At 40.2% G+C, this 19,912-nt stretch carries 13 protein-coding genes; all 13 read left to right on the forward strand.

Going from position 1 to position 19,912, the window contains the following annotated elements; all coding sequences use genetic code 11:
• Positions 1–77: 77 nt before the first annotated feature.
• The 13 genes from pcrB (at position 78) to rlmD (ending at position 19,910) form a co-directional block, all read left to right on the forward strand.
• Positions 78–770: a heptaprenylglyceryl phosphate synthase gene (gene pcrB / locus AC4G3K_RS14625; RefSeq protein ID WP_491077761.1), complete on the forward strand. Its 693-nt coding sequence runs from the start codon at positions 78–80 to the stop codon at positions 768–770.
• A 64-nt stretch (positions 771–834) separates the two neighbouring features.
• Positions 835–3,108 carry a DNA helicase PcrA gene (pcrA, locus tag AC4G3K_RS14630; protein ID WP_491133776.1) on the forward strand — a complete coding sequence of 758 codons (2,274 nt, stop codon included), beginning with the start codon at positions 835–837 and terminating at the stop codon, positions 3,106–3,108.
• Positions 3,109–3,144: 36 nt separating this feature from the next.
• On the forward strand, positions 3,145–5,160 hold the full coding sequence (ligA, locus tag AC4G3K_RS14635) for an NAD-dependent DNA ligase LigA (RefSeq protein WP_491133777.1): 2,016 nt from the start codon (positions 3,145–3,147) through the stop codon (positions 5,158–5,160).
• Positions 5,161–5,170: 10 nt separating this feature from the next.
• Positions 5,171–6,349: a CamS family sex pheromone protein gene (locus tag AC4G3K_RS14640; protein ID WP_491077764.1), complete on the forward strand. Its 1,179-nt coding sequence runs from the start codon at positions 5,171–5,173 to the stop codon at positions 6,347–6,349.
• A gap of 163 nt (positions 6,350–6,512) precedes the next feature.
• Positions 6,513–8,060, forward strand: coding sequence for an L-glutamate gamma-semialdehyde dehydrogenase (pruA, locus tag AC4G3K_RS14645; RefSeq protein WP_491133778.1), 1,548 nt, complete (start codon positions 6,513–6,515; stop codon positions 8,058–8,060).
• Between the two features lie 265 nt (positions 8,061–8,325).
• On the forward strand, positions 8,326–9,915 hold the full coding sequence (aceB, locus tag AC4G3K_RS14650) for a malate synthase A (RefSeq protein WP_491133779.1): 1,590 nt from the start codon (positions 8,326–8,328) through the stop codon (positions 9,913–9,915).
• Positions 9,916–9,957: 42 nt separating this feature from the next.
• A complete protein-coding gene (aceA, locus tag AC4G3K_RS14655) occupies positions 9,958–11,235 on the forward strand; it encodes an isocitrate lyase (RefSeq protein WP_491133780.1) in 1,278 nt (425 codons plus the stop codon).
• 518 nt (positions 11,236–11,753) lie between these two features.
• Positions 11,754–12,044 carry an Asp-tRNA(Asn)/Glu-tRNA(Gln) amidotransferase subunit GatC gene (gatC, locus tag AC4G3K_RS14660; RefSeq protein ID WP_491077768.1) on the forward strand — a complete coding sequence of 97 codons (291 nt, stop codon included), beginning with the start codon at positions 11,754–11,756 and terminating at the stop codon, positions 12,042–12,044.
• A 16-nt stretch (positions 12,045–12,060) separates the two neighbouring features.
• Positions 12,061–13,530 (forward strand): Asp-tRNA(Asn)/Glu-tRNA(Gln) amidotransferase subunit GatA, encoded by a 1,470-nt coding sequence (gene gatA, locus AC4G3K_RS14665; RefSeq protein WP_491133781.1) that lies wholly within the window; start codon positions 12,061–12,063, stop codon positions 13,528–13,530.
• Complete coding sequence (gatB, locus tag AC4G3K_RS14670) at positions 13,530–14,960, forward strand: Asp-tRNA(Asn)/Glu-tRNA(Gln) amidotransferase subunit GatB (RefSeq protein WP_491133782.1); 1,431 nt, start codon at positions 13,530–13,532, stop codon at positions 14,958–14,960. Before gatA ends, gatB begins: the two co-directional genes overlap by 1 nt.
• Positions 14,961–15,186: 226 nt before the next feature.
• A complete protein-coding gene (locus tag AC4G3K_RS14675) occupies positions 15,187–17,355 on the forward strand; it encodes a GDYXXLXY domain-containing protein (RefSeq protein ID WP_491133783.1) in 2,169 nt (722 codons plus the stop codon).
• A 99-nt stretch (positions 17,356–17,454) separates the two neighbouring features.
• Entirely contained in the window at positions 17,455–18,435 is a 981-nt protein-coding gene (locus AC4G3K_RS14680; protein ID WP_491077772.1) for a diacylglycerol kinase, read from the forward strand.
• A 98-nt stretch (positions 18,436–18,533) separates the two neighbouring features.
• On the forward strand, positions 18,534–19,910 hold the full coding sequence (gene rlmD, locus AC4G3K_RS14685; RefSeq protein ID WP_491077773.1) for a 23S rRNA (uracil(1939)-C(5))-methyltransferase RlmD: 1,377 nt from the start codon (positions 18,534–18,536) through the stop codon (positions 19,908–19,910).
• Positions 19,911–19,912: the final 2 nt, after the last annotated feature.

The following is a 19,912-nucleotide window of genomic DNA, read 5'->3' on the forward strand; positions in this document are numbered from 1 at the left end:
GAATTTTCTAACTCTTTGGTATCACTAAAAGGAATGCTATAATGATTAAATGGTAATTAGAATGGGGGTTGTCATGGATGTATGATTTTCGCGAGTGGAGACATGTGTTTAAACTCGATCCAAATAAAATAATTTCAGATGAAGCACTGGAGAAGGTATGTGAATCGGGTACCGATGCGATTATTGTCGGAGGTTCAGATGGTGTTACATTAGAAAATGTCCTGGACTTAATGGCCCGCGTTAGGCGTTATACACTGCCTTGTGTGCTTGAGGTTTCAAATATAGAATCCTTAACCCCGGGATTTGATTTGTATTTTATACCATCTGTATTAAATAGCAAGAATCCAAACTGGATCCTTGGTTTGCATAAAGAAGCAATCAAAGAATTTGGCCACATGATCAATTGGGATGAAATGCATGTGGAGGGGTATTGCATCATGAATGCTGATTGTAAAGTGGCAGATTTGACGGAGGCCGATACAGATATTACAGAAGATGATGCAGCAGCCTATGCCCTTATGGCAGAAAAAATGTTGCATTTACCTATTTTTTATTTAGAATACAGTGGACAGTACGGAGATCCAACACTTGTTAGAACTGTTAAAAATACATTGATGGATACAACCCTGTTTTACGGCGGGGGTATTACAAGTCCAGAAAAAGCTAAGGAAATGTCCGAATTGGCAGATGTCATTGTTGTCGGAAACCTCATTTATGATGATTTAAATACGGCACTCTTGACAGTAGATTCTGCTAAAAAAAATAAATAAATTATCGTGGAAAGCCATTGGATGAAGTATAATAAGAACAAATGTTCGTTAGGGTGGTGTCATAATGCAGTTCTTATCAGATCGACTGTTAACCGGATTAAACAATAGACAAAAAGAGGCAGTACAAGCTACGGATGGCCCTTTGCTAATTATGGCTGGAGCGGGCAGTGGTAAAACAAAGGTTCTTACCCATCGCATCGCTTATTTAATTGTAGAAAAAGAAGTAGCGCCTTGGAATATACTTGCCATCACATTTACGAATAAGGCGGCAAGAGAGATGAAGGAACGGATTCAGGGTATTCTTGGCGGAGCTTCTGAGGAAATATGGATTTCCACTTTCCACTCGATGTGTGTTCGGATCTTACGCCGTGATATCGACCGAATTGGCATGAATCGTAATTTCTCTATTCTCGATCCGGGTGATCAACAAACGGTTATAAAACAAATCATGAAAGAAAAAAATATTGATACGAAAAAATTTGATGTTAAGACGATACTTGGAACGATTTCCTCTGCCAAAAATGAATTAATTAACCATGAGGAATTTGCCAATAGTGCAGGCAATTACTATGAGCAAACAGTAGCGGACCTTTATACTCAATATCAAAAAAGACTTCGGAAGAATCAGGCATTGGATTTTGATGATTTGATTATGAAAACATTTGAACTTTTTGATAAGGTTCCGGAAGTACTGGAATTCTATCAAAGAAAGTTTCAATTTATCCATGTGGATGAGTATCAGGATACAAACCGTGCTCAATACATGCTTGTTAAGAAATTAGCACAGCGGTTTAAAAACCTGTGTGTGGTAGGGGACTCCGACCAGTCTATTTATCGTTGGCGCGGCGCCGATATTGCTAACATCCTATCCTTTGAAAAGGATTATCCAAATGCTAAAGTGATTATGCTTGAGCAAAATTATCGCTCATCTAAGCGAATTTTGGCAGCAGCCAATGGCGTAATCGGCAATAACTTGAACCGCAAGGAAAAGAATTTATGGACAGAGAATGTGGAAGGGAATAAACTGGCTTATTTCCGCGCGGATAGTGAGCAGGGTGAAGCGCAGTTTGTGGCTGGAAAAATTAAAGAGCTGACAGAGCATCAAGGGAAGAAACTATCTGATATCGCTATTTTGTACCGCACAAACGCTCAATCACGTGTAATGGAGGAAGTTCTGCTTAAATCAAATATTCCATACACAATTGTCGGCGGTATTAAATTCTATGATCGTAAAGAGATTAAAGACATTCTTGCTTATCTGCGCCTCATTGCCAATCCGGATGATGATATCAGTTTGCGCAGAGTCATCAATGTTCCAAAACGAGGGGTTGGTGCAAGCTCGGTTGACAAAATTGCGAATTATGCTGCCGATCAGGATATTTCCATGTACCAGGCGATGATGGAGCTTGAATTTATCGGCTTGAGCGGAAAAGCTTATAATGGGGCTGCTGAATTCAGAGACTTAATTAAAAACTATACGCAAATGCAGGAGTTCCTGTCAGTTACTGAATTAATAGAGGAAGTTATCGAAAAATCAGGTTATAGAAAGTCGTTGGAAATCGAGAAAACAATTGAAGCAGAAACACGCTTAGAAAATATTGATGAGTTCTTATCTGTTACGAAAAACTTTGAAAAGGGCAGTGATGATAAGAGCTTGGTTGCCTTTTTAACAGACCTTGCTCTCGTGGCTGACATTGATCGCGTGGATGAGGATGAAGTTGTGACAGATGGGGTTGTATTAATGACCCTTCACTCTGCAAAAGGGCTGGAATTCCCTGTTGTCTTCTTAATTGGTCTTGAAGAAGGTGTCTTCCCGCATAGCCGTGCCCTGATGGAAGAAGTGGAAATGGAAGAAGAACGCCGCCTTGCCTATGTAGGAATCACACGGGCTGAACGTGAATTATTTATAACCAATGCACAGATGCGTACATTATATGGACGTACAACATTGAATCCTGTTTCCCGCTTTATTAAAGAAATTCCACAGGATTTAATCGAAATGTTAAATCCGCCAGAAGAAAAGAGGCAAACAAGACCTTCCTTTATGCAATCAGGTTCAGGTGCCAAAGCAAGAACTGGAATCAATGGTACTGGAATGAGCAGTGCTGGAATCAATGGACCGGCGAAACATAAGGCAGTTGGAAGAACGATGATGAATGAGTCCGGTGGAGAGAAACTCGACTGGCAGGTTGGTGACAAAGCTGCACATGGAAAATGGGGCGTTGGCACAGTCGTCAGTGTAAAAGGAAGCGGGGATGGCCTGGAGCTTGATATTGCTTTCCCATCTATGGGCATTAAACGATTGCTTGCTAAATTTGCACCCATCACAAAACAATAGTCCCAAAGGAAACTTTGAGTAGAGAGGGCGAAAGATATGGATATAAAAGAAGCGCAAAAACGAGTGGCTGAACTTCAATCACTATTAAATCAATATGGATATGAATACTATGTTCTCGACCAACCGTCAGTTCCAGATTCTATATATGATCAGACATATAAAGAATTGGTGGAATTAGAGAGTCTATATCCGCAATTGCAAACCCCTGATTCACCTACTCAAAGAGTTGGTGGACAAGTGCTTGATACGTTTACAAAAGTGGAACATATCACGCCAATGCTAAGTCTTGGAAATGCTTTTAATGAAAGTGATCTGCGTGACTTTGATAGAAGGGTAAAGCAGGGGCTTGGCACAGATGAATATTCCTATATATGTGAATTAAAAATTGATGGGCTGGCTGTATCTTTGCGTTACGAAGAGGGATTATTTGTTAAAGGAGCTACAAGAGGTAACGGAACCACTGGTGAGGATATTACAGCCAATCTCAAGACGATACGTTCCATTCCACTTCGACTGAATGATCCTATTACATTTGAGGTTCGCGGTGAGGCATACATGCCAAAGAAATCTTTTGTATCCTTAAATGAAAAAAAGCAAGAAAATGGTGAAGAACCGTTTGCTAATCCACGAAATGCAGCGGCGGGATCCTTGCGCCAGCTTGATCCGCGTATAGCTGCATCTCGGAATTTGGATATCTTCCTATATGGAATCGGCGAAACGGGTGAAACTGGTGTTGAAACCCATAGTGAAGGACTTGACCTGCTACAAAAATTAGGACTGAAAACTAATCCGCATAGAAGAAAATGTGCTACGATTGAGGATGTATTGGAGTATATTCAGGAATGGTCAGCTAAAAGGCCTGATTTGGATTATGATATTGATGGGATTGTAATCAAAGTAGATTCACTGTTTCACCAAGAAGAATTAGGCTATACTGCAAAAAGCCCAAGATGGGCAATTGCTTATAAGTTTCCTGCAGAAGAAGTCATTACCATCCTTCGCGATATTGAATTAACTGTTGGACGTACAGGTGTTATTACGCCGACTGCCTTACTGGATCCAGTAAGAGTAGCCGGAACGACAGTCAAACGAGCCTCCCTTCATAATGAGGACCTGATCCGTGAAAAAGATATTCGGATCGGTGACCATGTGGTTGTTAAAAAAGCCGGGGATATTATTCCAGAGGTCGTGAATGTCCTGTTTGATAAGCGGACAGGGGAAGAAAAGGAATTCCATATGCCTACACATTGTCCTGATTGTGGCAGTGAGCTTGTCCGTTTGGAAGGAGAAGTAGCCCTGCGTTGCATCAATCCAAAATGTCCGGCACAAATCAAAGAGGGATTAATTCACTTCGTTTCCCGTAATGCTATGAATATTGATGGACTTGGTGAAAAAGTGATCATCCAACTATTTGGTGAGTCCTTAATTAAGGATGTAGCTGACATTTATAAATTGACTTATGATCAGCTGATCAATTTGGAGCGTATGGGGGATAAATCAGCTACCAATCTTTTGAACGCCATTGAAGCTTCTAAGAGCAATTCATTGGAGCGCCTTTTATTTGGGCTCGGAATCCGCCATGTAGGAGCAAAGGCTGCTAGGATTCTCGCTGAAGAATTCGAAAACATGGATCGCCTAATGTCTGCTGATGTAGATGAATTGACCGCTATTAATGAAATAGGTGACAAAATGGCTGATGCGATTGTTACGTATTTCAACCAGGAAGAATGCCAGCAGCTGATTGTTGAGTTGAAAAATGTCGGCGTTAATATGGATTATAAAGGTAAGAAGAAAAATGTTGCAGTAGCGACAGATAGTTATTTCTCCGGTAAAACCATTGTACTTACAGGGAAAATGGAAAAGTACGGAAGGAATGAAGCGAAAGAATTAATTGAAGCGCTTGGCGGCAATGTGACGGGGAGCGTAAGTAAGAAGACGGATTTACTGATTGCCGGAGAAGATGCCGGTTCAAAATTAAAAAAAGCCCAGGATTTAGGAATTGAAGTGTGGGATGAAGGCAATTTACTGGAAGAACTGGGCAAGCAGGGATAGAGGTGTAGGAATGAAGCGTTTGATAGCAATAACAATAGTACTGGCACTTATGCTTGTAGGCTGCGCACCAAAATTTGATAAGGATGAGGTAGTAGAGGATAATACCGAAAAAGATTCCAAAAAGGAGTCATCCATTATTCCCGAATATCAAATCTCCGACAATTATTATCAAACGATGCTGCCTTATCAAATAAGCAGTTCCAGAGGTCTGGTGGTTTCAAACATTAATACTCGACTTGATTTGGAAGAGTTTGAAACAGGATTGATGAGACTGGCTCAGGATCCATTTCCAACCGATGAATATATTTTCAGAGAAGGTCAGCTATTGGACACAAAGACGATTAAAAGCTGGCTGAATCGTAAGTATACAAAAGAGCAGTTGAAAGAGAACAAATTAACTGCGGAGGATAATCTTGGATTAAATCCGCTTGATGATGGAAAAGGCGATATTGAGGAAAGATATGAGAAGAACCCGGAATATCTTGCCCATATTTTAGAGCATGACTATCTAGTCAAAACAGATGATAATAAAGTTGAACTTGGCGGTATTTCGATTGGACTTGCCTTGAACTCAGTATTTTATTATCAAAAGGAAAAGTACGGGGAAACGTACGAAATAAAAATTGAGGAAGATAAATTGCTTGAAGAAGGCCATAAGATTGCGGCTGAAGTTGTGAAACGGATTAGAACTATGGAGGGCGGAAAAACCGTTCCGATTATGATTGGTTTATTTGAACAAGGAAGCAAGGATGCGGTTGTGCCAGGGAATTTTATTTCCTATGCAAAAGTGGGAGAGAAGAGCAACAAGATTTCCAAATGGACAAATGTACAAGAAGAATATTATTTGTTCCCATCAGATAAAGCAACAAAGGATTTCCGTGATGATGCAACGACCTTTGCTAATTTTAAGCAGGATGTTGAAGAATACTTCCCTAATTTTAATGGTGTAATTGGGAAGGCCTTTTATGTAAATAAAGAACTGCAAAAGTTGACCATTTCAATAGACATGCAGTTCTATGGGAAAACAGAGGTTATTGGATTTACACAATATGTGGCTGGTTTGGTGAAATCTAGTTTTCCGGAATATTTAGCAGTGGAAACTAAAATAGCATCTTCCAACGGACAGGAAGCCCTTATTATGAAAAAGGCAAATACCAAAGAACCAGACGTGTATATTTATAACGAATAAACAGTAGCTACCTCTTGAGGTAGCTTTTTTTTATAAAATAAAGCAAAAAGGATAAAAATAGTTATACAAAGATTTTGAATATAAACTATATTAAGTGACTTTCAAGCTTACAATGGAGTAGAATAAGAGGGATTACTACATAGATATATAGGGAGGGAATTATATGGTACAAGCATATAAGCATGAACCACTCACTGATTTTTCTGAAAGCGTAAACAAAAGTGCGTTTGAGGATGCATTGGCATTAGTAGATAGCTATCTTGGTCAGGATTATGATTTAATTATTGGTGGAGAGAGAGTATCTACAGACGATAAAATTATATCTATCAGTCCTTCCGATAAAGAAATAGTAATAGGCAATGTTTCTAAGGCAAATAAAGAGTTAGCGGAAAGAGCGATGCAGGAAGCACTGGAAGCTTACAAAACATGGAGCAAAACGAAACCTGAAGTTCGCGCGGATGTTTTATTTAAAGCAGCTGCCATTATCCGCCGCAGAAAGCATGAGTTCTCTGCAATCATGGTAAGAGAAGCAGGTAAACCATGGGTGGAAGCAGATGCAGATACGGCTGAAGCGATTGATTTCCTAGAGTACTATGCAAGACAAATGTTGAAATTAAAAGATGGCCAGCCGGTACAAAGCCGTCCTAATGAATATAATAGATATGATTACATACCGCTTGGTGTTGGGATTATTATTTCCCCTTGGAACTTCCCATTCGCCATTATGGCAGGTACCTGTGTAGCAGCTGTTGTTACAGGGAATACCGTATTATTAAAACCAGCTTCCACTACACCGGTAGTGTCAGCAAAATTCGTAGAGGTTATGGAAGAAGCAGGTCTGCCTGCAGGCGTGATTAACTTTGTTCCTGGTAGCGGAAGTGAAGTGGGAGACTATCTTGTTGACCATCCACAAACTCGTTTTGTCAGCTTTACAGGTTCACGTGAAGTTGGAACAAGGATTTATGAAAGAGCGGCAAAAGTGCAGGAAGGTCAAATCTGGTTGAAACGTGTCATCGCTGAAATGGGCGGTAAAGATACAATCGTAGTAGATTCAGATGCGGATCTAGAATTGGCTGCCAAGTCAATTGTTGCATCAGCGTTTGGTTTCGCTGGACAAAAATGCTCGGCATGTTCAAGAGCCGTCATTGTAGAAGATGTTTATGATGAAGTGCTGAATAGAGCCGTTGAACTGACTAAAGAGTTGACGGTAGGTGATCCAACTGATTTTGCTACATTTATGGGACCAGTCGTGGATGCTTCTGCATTTAAAAAGATTACTGAGTATATTGAAATTGGGAAAAATGAAGGCCGTCTTATGACGGGTGGAGAATCTGATGATTCCAAAGGCTTCTTCATTCAACCAACTATTATCGCCGATTTGGCACCTGATGCGCGCATCATGAAAGAAGAAATTTTTGGACCTGTTGTGGCATTCAGCAAAGCTCGCAATTTTGATGAAGCAATTGAGATTGCCAATAACACAGATTACGGCTTAACAGGAGCAGTTCTTACAAGGAACCGTGTGCACCAAGAGAAAGCTCGTGAAGACTTCCATGTCGGAAATCTTTACTTCAACAGAGGCTGTACCGGTGCGATTGTTGGTTACCAACCATTTGGTGGATTCAATATGTCCGGTACGGATTCAAAAGCTGGCGGTCCGGACTACTTAACATTGCATATGCAAGCTAAAACGACATCTGAAACTTATTAATAGATAGCTATTTTCAAAACTCCCTTCTGAATCATTCGGAGGGGAGTTTTTGCGTTGCCTATTAATCAATCGATTAATTAAGAATATTTATGTTTTGATTTAGTACCGTCAATGGAGAGTTTTTAATAGTTTTTAACATTTCTATAAAAACACAAAAATTCCCATAAAACAGTTTGCAAATTCTAAAAACTGTTATATAATACAGAATATACTAAGTATTCTGTTTTATAACAAAACGTACAAGCAAAGGAAGTGAGTGTGTTACATGACAGTGCAGACAAATGGGATCAGTATCCTAGGGAAAATGGAAAGTGGTTTTGATGAAATATTGACTTCAGAAGCGCTTGAATTCATTGAAAACCTAGAAAGGCACTTTGGAACAAGGCGTAAGGAATTACTGGAGAAGCGTATCAGACGCCAGAAAGAAATTGATAATGGTAAACTCCCGGACTTTTTGACAGAAACGAAAAGTATACGGGAGAGTGATTGGACGATTGCGCCTTTACCTAAAGATTTGCAGGACAGACGGGTTGAAATCACAGGACCAGTTGATCGGAAAATGGTCATCAATGCTTTAAATTCCGGTGCCAAATGCTTTATGGCTGATTTTGAAGATGCCAACTCCCCGACTTGGAAAAACAATATTGAAGGCCAGTTAAATCTTCGTGATGCAGTGAATCGTACGATTACCTTTGAAAATCCAAATGGAAAAAAATATAAAATGAATGAAGAGACAGCAGTGCTCATCATTCGTCCGAGAGGCTTCCATCTTGAAGAAAAGAATGTCACATTGGATGGTCAGCCGATCTCAGGTGGGCTATTCGATTTTGGGCTTTATTTTTTCCACAATGCAAAGACCTTGCTGGAGAATGGAAGCGGTCCATATTTCTATTTGCCTAAAATAGAAAGCCATCTGGAAGCACGCCTTTGGAATGACGTTTTCGTTTATGCACAAAATCACATAGGACTGCCGCATGGTTCCATTAAGGCAACTGTTCTTATTGAAACTATTCTTGCTGCATTTGAAATGGATGAAATCTTGTATGAGCTGAAGGATCATTCAGCTGGCTTGAACTGTGGAAGATGGGATTATATTTTTAGCTATCTGAAGAAATTCAGAAACCATGATTCTATTATTCTCCCGGACCGATCGGTGGTAACCATGGCTGTGCCATTCATGACTGCCTATTCCCAGTTAGCCATTAAAACCTGCCATAAACGGAATGCACCTGCTATTGGGGGAATGGCTGCACAAATACCGGTTAAAAATGACAAAAAAGCTAATGAAGAAGCCTTTGCTAAGGTGAAAGCTGATAAGGAACGTGAAGCTAAGAATGGTCATGATGGAACATGGGTTGCCCATCCTGCTCTCGTCCCAGTGGCAAAGGAAGTGTTTGACCTCTATATGCCAGAGCCAAACCAAATCGGTAAAAAGCGTGAAGATGTACAGGTTACAGCAGCTGATCTCCTTGAAGTTCCAGAGGGCTCCATCACGGAACAGGGTGTTCGAACTAATATTAATGTAGGAATTCAGTATATTGAATCCTGGCTTAATGGAAAAGGGGCAGCTCCGATTAATAATCTGATGGAGGATGCGGCTACAGCTGAAATCTCCAGGGCACAGGTTTGGCAATGGGTACGTCATCCAAAAGGAGTATTGGATGATGGACGCAAGGTTGATAAGAAGATGTACAAAACATTTAAAGAAGAAGAATTAGAAAAGATTAAACAAGAACTTGGTGATGAGCGCTTTTCAAATGGCCGTTTCAAGGAAGCAGCAGAGATTTTTGACCAATTGATTATCAGTGATGAGTATTATGACTTCTTGACTTTACCTGCCTACGAAATTCTATAAAACAATTAATTAGGTTTCATATAAAAGGAGGAAATACAAACGATGAGAGAAGAACTGATTAAGCAAATTGAAGCAGAGTGGAAAGATGAAAGATGGGAAGGAATTGAACGACCATATTCAGCTGAAGATGTAGTGAAACTGCGAGGATCTGTACAAATTGAGCACACTTTGGCAAGAAGAGGCTCAGAAAAGCTTTGGAATTACCTTAAAACAGAAGATTATATTAATGCGCTTGGTGCTCTGACAGGAAATCAGGCTGTCCAACAGGTAAAAGCAGGATTAAAAGCAATTTATTTGAGCGGATGGCAGGTAGCTGCAGACGCTAATCTTTCCGGCAATATGTATCCTGACCAATCTTTGTACCCAGCTAATAGTGTTCCATCTGTCGTAAAACGAATTAATCAGGCTCTTCAACGAGCGGACCAAATCCACTATTCAGAGGGCAAAGAAGAGATCGATTGGTTTCAGCCTATTGTTGCCGATGCTGAAGCGGGCTTTGGCGGCCAGTTAAACTGCTTTGAACTTATGAAAGGGATGATTGAGGCAGGAGCGGCAGGAGTCCACTTTGAAGATCAGCTTTCTTCCGAAAAGAAATGCGGCCACTTGGGTGGTAAAGTACTTCTTCCAACTCAAACAGCAGTAAAGAACTTGATTGCAGCTCGTCTGGCTGCGGATGTAATGGGTGTTCCTACTCTTCTGATTGCTCGTACGGATGCCGATGCCGCTGACTTGATTACAAGTGATATTGATCCAACGGACAAAGACTTTATCACTGGAGAAAGAACGCCAGAAGGATTCTATCGAACAAAAGCGGGTATTGATCAAGCAATCGCACGTGGACTTTCATACGCACCATATGCAGATTTAATTTGGTGTGAAACATCTGAGCCAAATCTTGAGGATGCGAAGAGATTCGCCGATGCCATCCATGAAAAATATCCAAACAAAATGTTAGCTTATAACTGCTCTCCGTCTTTCAATTGGAAGAAAAAATTAGATGATGAAACAATTGCGAACTTCCAAAAAGAAATTGCAAAAATGGGCTACAAATTCCAATTTGTTACCCTTGCAGGATTCCATGCCCTTAATCACAGTATGTTTGAACTAGCAAGAGGATATAAAGAGCGCGGGATGGCTGCCTATTCCGAACTTCAGCAGAACGAATTCTCCAGTGAGCAATACGGCTACACGGCAACAAGACATCAACGTGAAGTCGGTACTGGTTATTTTGATGAAGTGGCTCAGGTTATCACTGGAGGAACTTCTTCTACAACAGCCCTTAAAGGTTCCACTGAAGAAGAACAATTCCAGAAAGCATAGTATACAAGTTTCAAAAGTAGAGAGTTAGGCATTAAGCTATAAAATAAACAAAGCAGGTGGAGATCACTCTTCACCTGCTTTGTTTATTTATGACAGTATAGAGAGAGGCAAGTTCGACTGAAAGAATCGTTTATATACCGGCTCAGCTGGTAATGTCTAACTTCAGGGTTCAAAGGTTGATAACTCATGACCTATAAATGGAGAGCATCTAGGCTTGCTGTGGAATATACAAATAATGCACATGATAGGATATCAGGATATCCACATAGAATAGTAGAGGAAAACTAACAAGAAGGTATAATCTGCTTTATATCCCCTTTTAAATTCCGTATGAATCATCAATTCACGACAAACTTTTCCCGGGCAATAATTCAAAAGAAGAGAAATCTTTTGCTGTTTTCGACTTAATTGGCAGGAAGCTACAATATGCCATTGATTCCGATTGCTTTAACGCGCGAAAGTTTGGTATTATCATAATAATTGTATTGTGGCACGCAGTAAAATGGAGGTGTATAAAAATGACTCGCATTTCAAAAGAAGAGGTTAAGCATGTTGCTAATTTGGCGAGATTGGCTATAACAGAAGAAGAAACTGAAAAGTTACAGAAGCAATTGGATTCAATTATCACATTTGCTGAACAATTAAATGAGTTAGATACAGAAAATATTGAACCTACTACACATGTTTTACATATGAAGAATGTCTTAAGAGAAGATAAGGCGTCTCAAGGACTGCCAAGGGAAGAAGTGCTGAAAAATGCTCCTGACCAACAAGATGGACAAATACGTGTACCGGGAATAATGGAGTAGCCAGGGAGGGAAAATCATGTCTTTATTTGATCGTAAAATAGCCGACTTGCATGAGTCGCTTCGCAAAAAGGAATTATCAGTAACGGATTTGGTTTCAGAGTCCTTTACCAGAATTAAAAAAGTAGAAGGCAATATAAATGCCTTTCTAACATTAAATGAGGAAAATGCCTACCAGGAAGCTGAAAAACTGGATCAACAGCTTGTTTCCGGTGAAATTGGCGGTCCTTTATTTGGTATGCCGATCGGAATCAAAGATAATATTGTCACAAAGGATTTGCGCACAACCTGTGCCAGTAAGATATTGGACAATTTTAACCCAATTTACGATGCAACTGTTATTGAGAAGTTGAAAAAAGAAAAAACGATTACGATTGGTAAGTTAAATATGGATGAGTTCGCCATGGGTTCTTCCACTGAAAACTCAGGATATGAAAAAACAGCTAATCCGTGGGATTTAGATAGAGTACCTGGCGGCTCTTCCGGTGGTTCAGCTGCGGCGGTTGCAGCCGGAGAAGTTCCGTTTAGCTTAGGCTCAGACACAGGCGGTTCCATCCGTCAGCCCGCATCCTTCTGCGGAGTTGTAGGAATGAAGCCGACTTACGGGCGTGTTTCCCGCTATGGTTTAGTGGCATTTGCATCTTCACTTGATCAAATTGGACCAATTACACGGTCGGTAGAGGATAATGCTTACCTATTAAATGCCATTGCCGGTCTAGATCCAATGGATGGAACTTCAGCGCATATTGAAGTCCCTGATTTTACAAAGTCTTTAACAGGTGATGTAAAGGGTCTTAAGATAGCTGTTCCTAAAGAATATCTAGGGGAAGGTGTTAGTGCAGAAGTACGCCAGTCTGTTCTGGATTCATTGGCAGTTCTGGAGAAATTGGGGGCTACATACGAAGAGGTATCCCTGCCGCATTCTAAATACGCTCTGTCAACATACTATTTGTTATCTTCTTCTGAAGCATCTGCGAATCTTTCTCGTTTTGACGGTGTGCGTTATGGCCACCGAACGGAAAATCCACAGAACTTACTCGAAATGTATAAACAAAGTAGAGCAGAAGGTTTTGGAGATGAAGTAAAAAGACGGATTATGCTTGGTACATTTGCACTTAGTTCTGGTTACTATGATGCATACTATAAAAAAGCGCAAAAGGTCCGTACATTGATTAAGCAGGATTTTGAAACAATATTTGATCAATATGATGTCATTGTAGGACCAACTACACCGACACCTGCATTTAAACTGGGCGAAAACACAAATGATCCGATGACTATGTACATGAATGATATTTTAACCATTCCTGTCAATCTTGCCGGTGTACCGGGAATTTCCGTGCCAAATGGCTTTAGCAACGGATTGCCGCTAGGTTTGCAGATTATCGGGAAGCATTTTGATGAAAGCACAGTATATAAAGTTGCCCATGCATATGAACAGGCAACAGATTTTCATAAACAAAAACCCTCTCTACAGGAGGTGGAGTAATGAAATACGAAACAGTTATTGGTCTTGAGGTCCATGTTGAATTAAAAACGGAATCAAAAATATTCTCATCCTCTCCGAACCAGTTTGGAGCGGAGCCTAATACAAATACCTCCGTCATCGATCTTGGATACCCGGGTGTTTTGCCGGTGTTAAATAAAAAAGCGGTCGAATATGCGATGAAAGCAGCGATGGCGCTTAACTGTGAAGTGGCGACTGATACAAAATTTGATCGTAAAAACTATTTTTATCCTGATAATCCGAAGGCTTATCAGATTTCACAATTTGACAAACCGATTGGAGAAAATGGCTGGATTGAAATTGAAGTAAATGGCGAGAAGAAAAGAATCGGAATTACACGCCTTCACTTAGAAGAAGATGCAGGGAAATTGACACATACTGCTGATGGCTATTCCTTGTGCGATTATAACAGACAGGGAACACCGCTTATTGAGATCGTTTCTGAACCGGATATTCGAACGCCGGAGGAAGCCTATGCTTACCTTGATAAACTGAAAACGATAATCCAATATACTGGTGTATCCGATTGTAAGATGGAAGAAGGAAGCTTACGTTGTGATGCGAATATTTCCTTACGTCCGTATGGTCAGGAAGAGTTTGGTACGAAGACAGAATTGAAGAACTTAAACTCCTTCAACTTTGTTCGTAAAGGACTTGAGTTTGAACAACAAAGACAAGCCGAAGTACTGAATGAAGGCGGAGAAATTCAGCAGGAAACTCGCAGATTTGATGAAGCAACCGGGGCAACTCTATTGATGCGTGTAAAAGAAGGATCTGATGATTATCGTTACTTCCCTGAGCCGGATTTAGTTGAACTATATATTGATGATGAATGGAAAAGTCGCGTTCGCGCGGAAATTCCTGAATTGCCGGATGCACGAATTAAGCGTTATACAGAAGAGTTGGGATTGCCGGCCTATGATGCAGGTGTGTTAACCGTGACAAGAGAAACAGCCGATTTCTTTGAAGAAACAATAAGTGCAGGAGCAGAGCCTAAACAGGCTTCCAACTGGATAATGGGTGAGCTTTCTGCTTACTTGAAAACCTCTCAAAAAGAATTGCATGATATAGCCCTCACTCCAGAAGGACTGGCAGGCTTAATTAAATTGATTGTAGATGGTACTATCTCTTCAAAAATCGCTAAAACTGTCTTTAAGGAATTAGTGGAGCATGGGGGGAATCCTGAAGCAATTGTGAAGGAAAAAGGTCTTGTTCAAATTTCTGATGAAGGTTCGCTGCGTACAATCGTAACAGAAATTTTGGATAAGAATCCTCAATCCATCGAGGACTTTAAAAATGGTAAGCAAAAAGCAGTTGGTTTCCTTGTTGGACAAATGATGAAAGCTACAAAAGGGCAAGCCAATCCACAAATGGTCAATAAACTGATTATGGAAGAGCTTCAAAAAAGATAAACAAAAATAGAGCCTCCCGGGTTTAAACGGGAGGCTCTGTTTTTGTTACGCGATAGGGAGCTGACAATCTTAGTCGTTTTTTTATGTGTTTCTCTCCGTCATTAAGTTTGGTATGGTAGATATATACATTTAACAGATAAATCAGCCATCTTATTTCCACTACTATATAGATAGTAGGTTTTTAAGGAGTAGAAGGAATATACATGTAAAAAAAGGGGTGAAGTACATGAAACAAGAGAAGATAACCAAAACAAGTTATCTGATTGGATTGCTCTTTGGGTTAAGCGCAATAATTTATTTTTTTGCAGCCAATTGGGGAGGGTTGGATCGATATGTGAAAATAGGGTTAATTGTAACTTTAATGCTTCTGTTTTATGGGGTTAGTTATGGATTTTCTAAATGGAAGGAACATCAACAGGACGTCGGGGCCTGGATTTTCTGGGGAGGATCAATCGCCTTTGGTGTGGCCGTGGCTCTGCTGGGTCAGGTATATAATTCTCATGCAGACAGCTATTCTTTATTTTTAGTATGGCTGATTCCCTCTGTTCTGTTAGCTATGTTTACTCGTTATCCGATATTTTTTGTTCAGTCATACATACTTTTGAATATAACCGTGTATACATATTTTTATCCTTTGAATAGCTGGCTTCCGAAAAGTGATACAGAAGATACATTGATTCTACTAGGGATTATTCTTATGAATATTATTTGTCTGTATGGATTCAAAACTAGAGGGTCAAGGTTAATTGCTTCTTTTTCAAGCGTGTGGATTCAATGGTTATGTATTGTTTTGACAACCAAATGGACGGTTATATATTTGTTTAATAATAATAATAATAATGAGTTTTCTTTTACTGGAATGCTAGCCTATCTGATAATTGCGCTCGTTTCAGGTTGGATTCTTTATGATTATTTGAGCAATAGAAAAAATAAAGTGGTTAGTGTTATTTTTTCTTTGGGGATTTCAATCAATCTCATTGTTCAGTTCCTGATTATTTCAGTATGGATTAATGGGTTTTTAATCTATTTTGTTGGACTCCTTATGGCTATTGCTCTTGTTGTGCTGGGTACAAAATGGCTGGCAAAACTCACTGCATCGAAAACATCCGGTGAAAGTCATTTTCTCTCTTCGTTAATCAAGCTGGTCTTCATTATACTGGCCGTTTTACTTCTATCAGCATCGGTAATTGGAATCCTGTTCCTGATTGGGTTAGGAGAGTATATTATGTGGTTTATGCTAGCCATGGTCATTCTGGTACCGATTGGAAGTACTATTTCAAGGAATGATTCCATTCTCCGGTACACGATCATGCTGTCGGGAGGGGCTATTTCATCCGTCATCCTGTGGAATCATTCCATTATTGTTCTCTTAACCTATATTATTCTTATAGCCTATACAACTTGGCGTGAAAGAGAGCGAGTGATGTATCCTTTTGGATTAGGCGGAATCATATATGCAGGTGTGCTTCTGCTCTATAAACTATTCCCAGACATCTCCGGTGACACTGTTGCCATAATAATGATGGCCCTAACCTTTGGTTTATACTTCGGACTGAAAAATCCGTATACCAAAGGATGGAACTTGGTTGCGATTCTGACGCTGTGGCTTATTCTTACATTCTTCTCAGAACATACTGTCCTATACTATCTTTACAACTTTACTTATCTTTTCTTCCTGATATATTTTACGTATCGCGTTGTGAATAAGAAAAATCACTGGCTTGAGAATTCTGTTTTTCTTTATTTGATCGGATACCTCGGCTATAAATATTACGATTTATTTTGGACACTGCTTCATAAATCGATTACGTTTGCAATTTTGGCAGTCCTACTATTATGTATCGCGATTTATATGGATAAAAGTATAAAAGACGGTCGTAACCATGAGCGTTTCGGATTTGTGTTGCGGGGTGTTCGAAAATGGTTCCCGATCGTTGTACTTCAGGTGCTGATTCTGTCAATTATCATTTTTCAGAAGGAAGCGATTTTACGTAATGGAACTGATATTGTCCTGAAAGTAGAACCGGTGGATCCGCGGTCTTTATTACAAGGGGATTATGTCCAATTGTCCTATAATATTAGTCAGGTAAAATCAACTAATTTTCCTAACCAGGTATATGTGCTGGTGGAAGAAGACGGAAAGGGAATTTATCAAATTAAAGAAATATATGATACTATAGAAGAAGCAAAAGACGAACATACAGGAAATAATCAGGCTATCCTAACAGGAAAGGTCAACGGCGATACGATTCTCTATGGCATTGAAAACTTTTTCATTGAAGAAGGAACTGGAGCTGAATTAGAACAAAATGCCAAGTTTGCAACCATAACTGTTGGCAGTAATGGTGATGCCATTTTGAAAAGTGTGTCAAGTAGTCTGTCGAAGCTCGAGTAAACACATTAGCAAATGTCTTTTTACGGATGTATAATAATATAAGAAAATTTGAAACAGAGATATTAACTCCGAATTTATAAAATAGGATGATGATTGATTATGAAAAAAGCAAGGATAATATACAATCCTACTTCAGGAAAAGAAGCATTTAAAAAACATTTACCTGAAGTTTTGGAAAAATTAGAGAAAGCTGGATATGAGGCTTCCTGTCATGCGACTACTGAAGCGGGTGACGCGACAAGAGCAGCACAAATTGCTGTGGAAAGGCGCTATGATGTGGTCATCGCAGCGGGAGGAGATGGAACGATATACGAAGTGGTCAACGGATTGGCGGAACAGGAATACCGGCCGAAATTGGGAATTATCCCGGTGGGTACAACGAATGATTTTGCCCGTGCCTTACGTATATCAACGAAATCCATTCCTGAAGCAGCGGATACAATTGCTGAAGGACTTACGATTCCAATTGATATCGGAAAAATGGACAATCGATATTTCATTAATATAGCAGCTGGTGGTCGGTTAACCGAACTGACATATGAAGTACCAAGCAAGCTGAAAACAAGAATTGGACAGCTGGCATATTATATGAAAGGACTCGAAATGTTGCTGCCATCTTTGAAGGCAACTTCGATGAAGATCGAGTATGATGGCAAGCTGTTCGAAGGTGATGCGATGCTTTTCCTTGTCGCCAATACGAACTCCGTTGGTGGATTTGAGCGATTGGCACCAGATGCTTCCCTGAATGATGGCATGTTTACGCTATTAATTTTAAAGAAAATTAATCTGCCGGATTTTGTGCGTATAGCGGCGTTGGCTTTACGTGGAGAGCATATTCATGATCCGTCCGTGATTTATGTGAAAGCGAACCGTATAAAAGTACACTCTACTGAAAAGCTTCAATTAAATTTAGATGGTGAGTTTGGCGGTTTGGCACCTGCTGAATTTGTTAATCTCTATCGTCATTTAGAAGTTTTTGTGCCTGAAGGTGTACATGAAAAACAGAAAATAACGGATCGGCATATACTTGTTTCTGACGATGCCGTGTTTGAAAAGCCAGATTTGGACCAACTTCTTTAAGAAGTTGGTTTTTTTATGGTAAAATCCATGGATTATCGGTCTGTCCTGTTTTATGATACAATCATGATTACTCAATAAAAAATCGAGGTTAGCAAAGAATGACTGAAAAGAAAAAAGCGCCAATTCAAAAAAATGATTATATAGATGTGGTATTTGAAGATTTGACTCATGAAGGCTCTGGAGTAGCAAAGGTAGAAGGATATCCGATTTTTGTCCCGTTTGGCCTTCCAGGAGAAAAAGCCCGAATTAAAGTGACCAAGATTAATAAAGGCTATGCCTTTGGGCGCTTGATGGAGCTAATGGAAGAAAGTCCTGACAGAGTCGAGCCGCCATGTCCGATTTACCGTCAATGCGGTGGCTGCCAGCTGCAGCATTTATCATATGAAGGCCAGCTTAAGGCTAAGGAAAAAATGGTCCGGGAAATAATGGCGAGAATCGGAAAACTGCCTGATGTACCAGTCCATCCAGTCCTTGGAATGAGTGAGCCGTGGAATTACCGTAATAAAGCCCAGGTTCCCGTTGGAGAAATGGAAGGCGGACTGGTAGCTGGCTTCTACGCGAAACGTTCGCATGAAATCATTAATATGGATGAATGTCTGATTCAAGTTTCAGAAAACGACGATACGATCCGCACAGTGAAGAAGATTTGTGAAAAGTACCGTGTTCGTGCCTATGATGAACGAAACCACAAAGGGTTGCTTCGCCATATTATGGTTCGCCATGGACAAGTGACCGGTGAAATTATGGTCGTCCTTGTCACAAGAACACCTGAGCTTCCGCATGCGAGAGAAATCATCAAAGAGATTATTGATGCAGTTCCTGGGGTTAAATCTATTATTCAGAATGTGAATTCTCTGAAGACAAACGTCATTCTCGGGTCGAAAACAACTGTATTATGGGGAGCTGATGTGATTTATGATTATATCGGCGATGTTAAATTTGCCATCTCTCCGCGTTCATTCTATCAAGTGAATCCTACTCAGACGAAGGTCCTCTATGATAAGACACTGGAGTATGCGAATCTATCAGGCAACGAAACCGTGATTGATGCCTATTGTGGAATTGGAACCATATCTTTATTTTTAGCGAAAAAAGCGAAAAAGGTATACGGTGTAGAAATCGTTCCAGAAGCCATAGAAGACGCCAAAAAGAACGCAAAACTTAATGGCATCACCAATGTCGACTTTGCGGTAGGCAGCGCCGAAACTGTTATCCCGGCCTGGTACGAAGATGGGATCACAGCAGACGTATTGGTCGTCGATCCACCACGTAAAGGCTGTGACGAAAACCTCTTAAACACCATCGCAGAAATGAAGCCGAAAAAAGTCGTCTATGTATCCTGCAACCCAGCTACATTGGCACGTGACCTCATGTATCTTGAGGAGCATGGATATAAGACAATGGAAGTGCAGCCTGTGGACATGTTCCCGCAGACGATGCACGTCGAGAGTGTAGCAAAATTAGTATTGAAATAAGG

The sequence above is a fragment of the Bacillus sp. z26 genome (assembly GCF_058313635.1).

Bases quoted from the DNA above. Each gene is read 5' to 3' on its own strand.
- pcrA (WP_491133776.1), top strand. From the start codon at position 835: ATGCAGTTCTTATCAGATCGACTGTTAACCGGATTAAACAATAGACAA.
- aceA (WP_491133780.1), top strand. From the start codon at position 9,958: ATGAGAGAAGAACTGATTAAGCAAATTGAAGCAGAGTGGAAAGATGAA.
- pruA (WP_491133778.1), top strand. From the start codon at position 6,513: ATGGTACAAGCATATAAGCATGAACCACTCACTGATTTTTCTGAAAGC.
- AC4G3K_RS14675 (WP_491133783.1), top strand. From the start codon at position 15,187: ATGAAACAAGAGAAGATAACCAAAACAAGTTATCTGATTGGATTGCTC.
- gatC (WP_491077768.1), top strand. From the start codon at position 11,754: ATGACTCGCATTTCAAAAGAAGAGGTTAAGCATGTTGCTAATTTGGCG.
- aceB (WP_491133779.1), top strand. From the start codon at position 8,326: ATGACAGTGCAGACAAATGGGATCAGTATCCTAGGGAAAATGGAAAGT.
- rlmD (WP_491077773.1), top strand. From the start codon at position 18,534: ATGACTGAAAAGAAAAAAGCGCCAATTCAAAAAAATGATTATATAGAT.
- pcrB (WP_491077761.1), top strand. From the start codon at position 78: ATGTATGATTTTCGCGAGTGGAGACATGTGTTTAAACTCGATCCAAAT.
- AC4G3K_RS14680 (WP_491077772.1), top strand. From the start codon at position 17,455: ATGAAAAAAGCAAGGATAATATACAATCCTACTTCAGGAAAAGAAGCA.
- ligA (WP_491133777.1), top strand. From the start codon at position 3,145: ATGGATATAAAAGAAGCGCAAAAACGAGTGGCTGAACTTCAATCACTA.
- AC4G3K_RS14640 (WP_491077764.1), top strand. From the start codon at position 5,171: ATGAAGCGTTTGATAGCAATAACAATAGTACTGGCACTTATGCTTGTA.
- gatB (WP_491133782.1), top strand. From the start codon at position 13,530: ATGAAATACGAAACAGTTATTGGTCTTGAGGTCCATGTTGAATTAAAA.
- gatA (WP_491133781.1), top strand. From the start codon at position 12,061: ATGTCTTTATTTGATCGTAAAATAGCCGACTTGCATGAGTCGCTTCGC.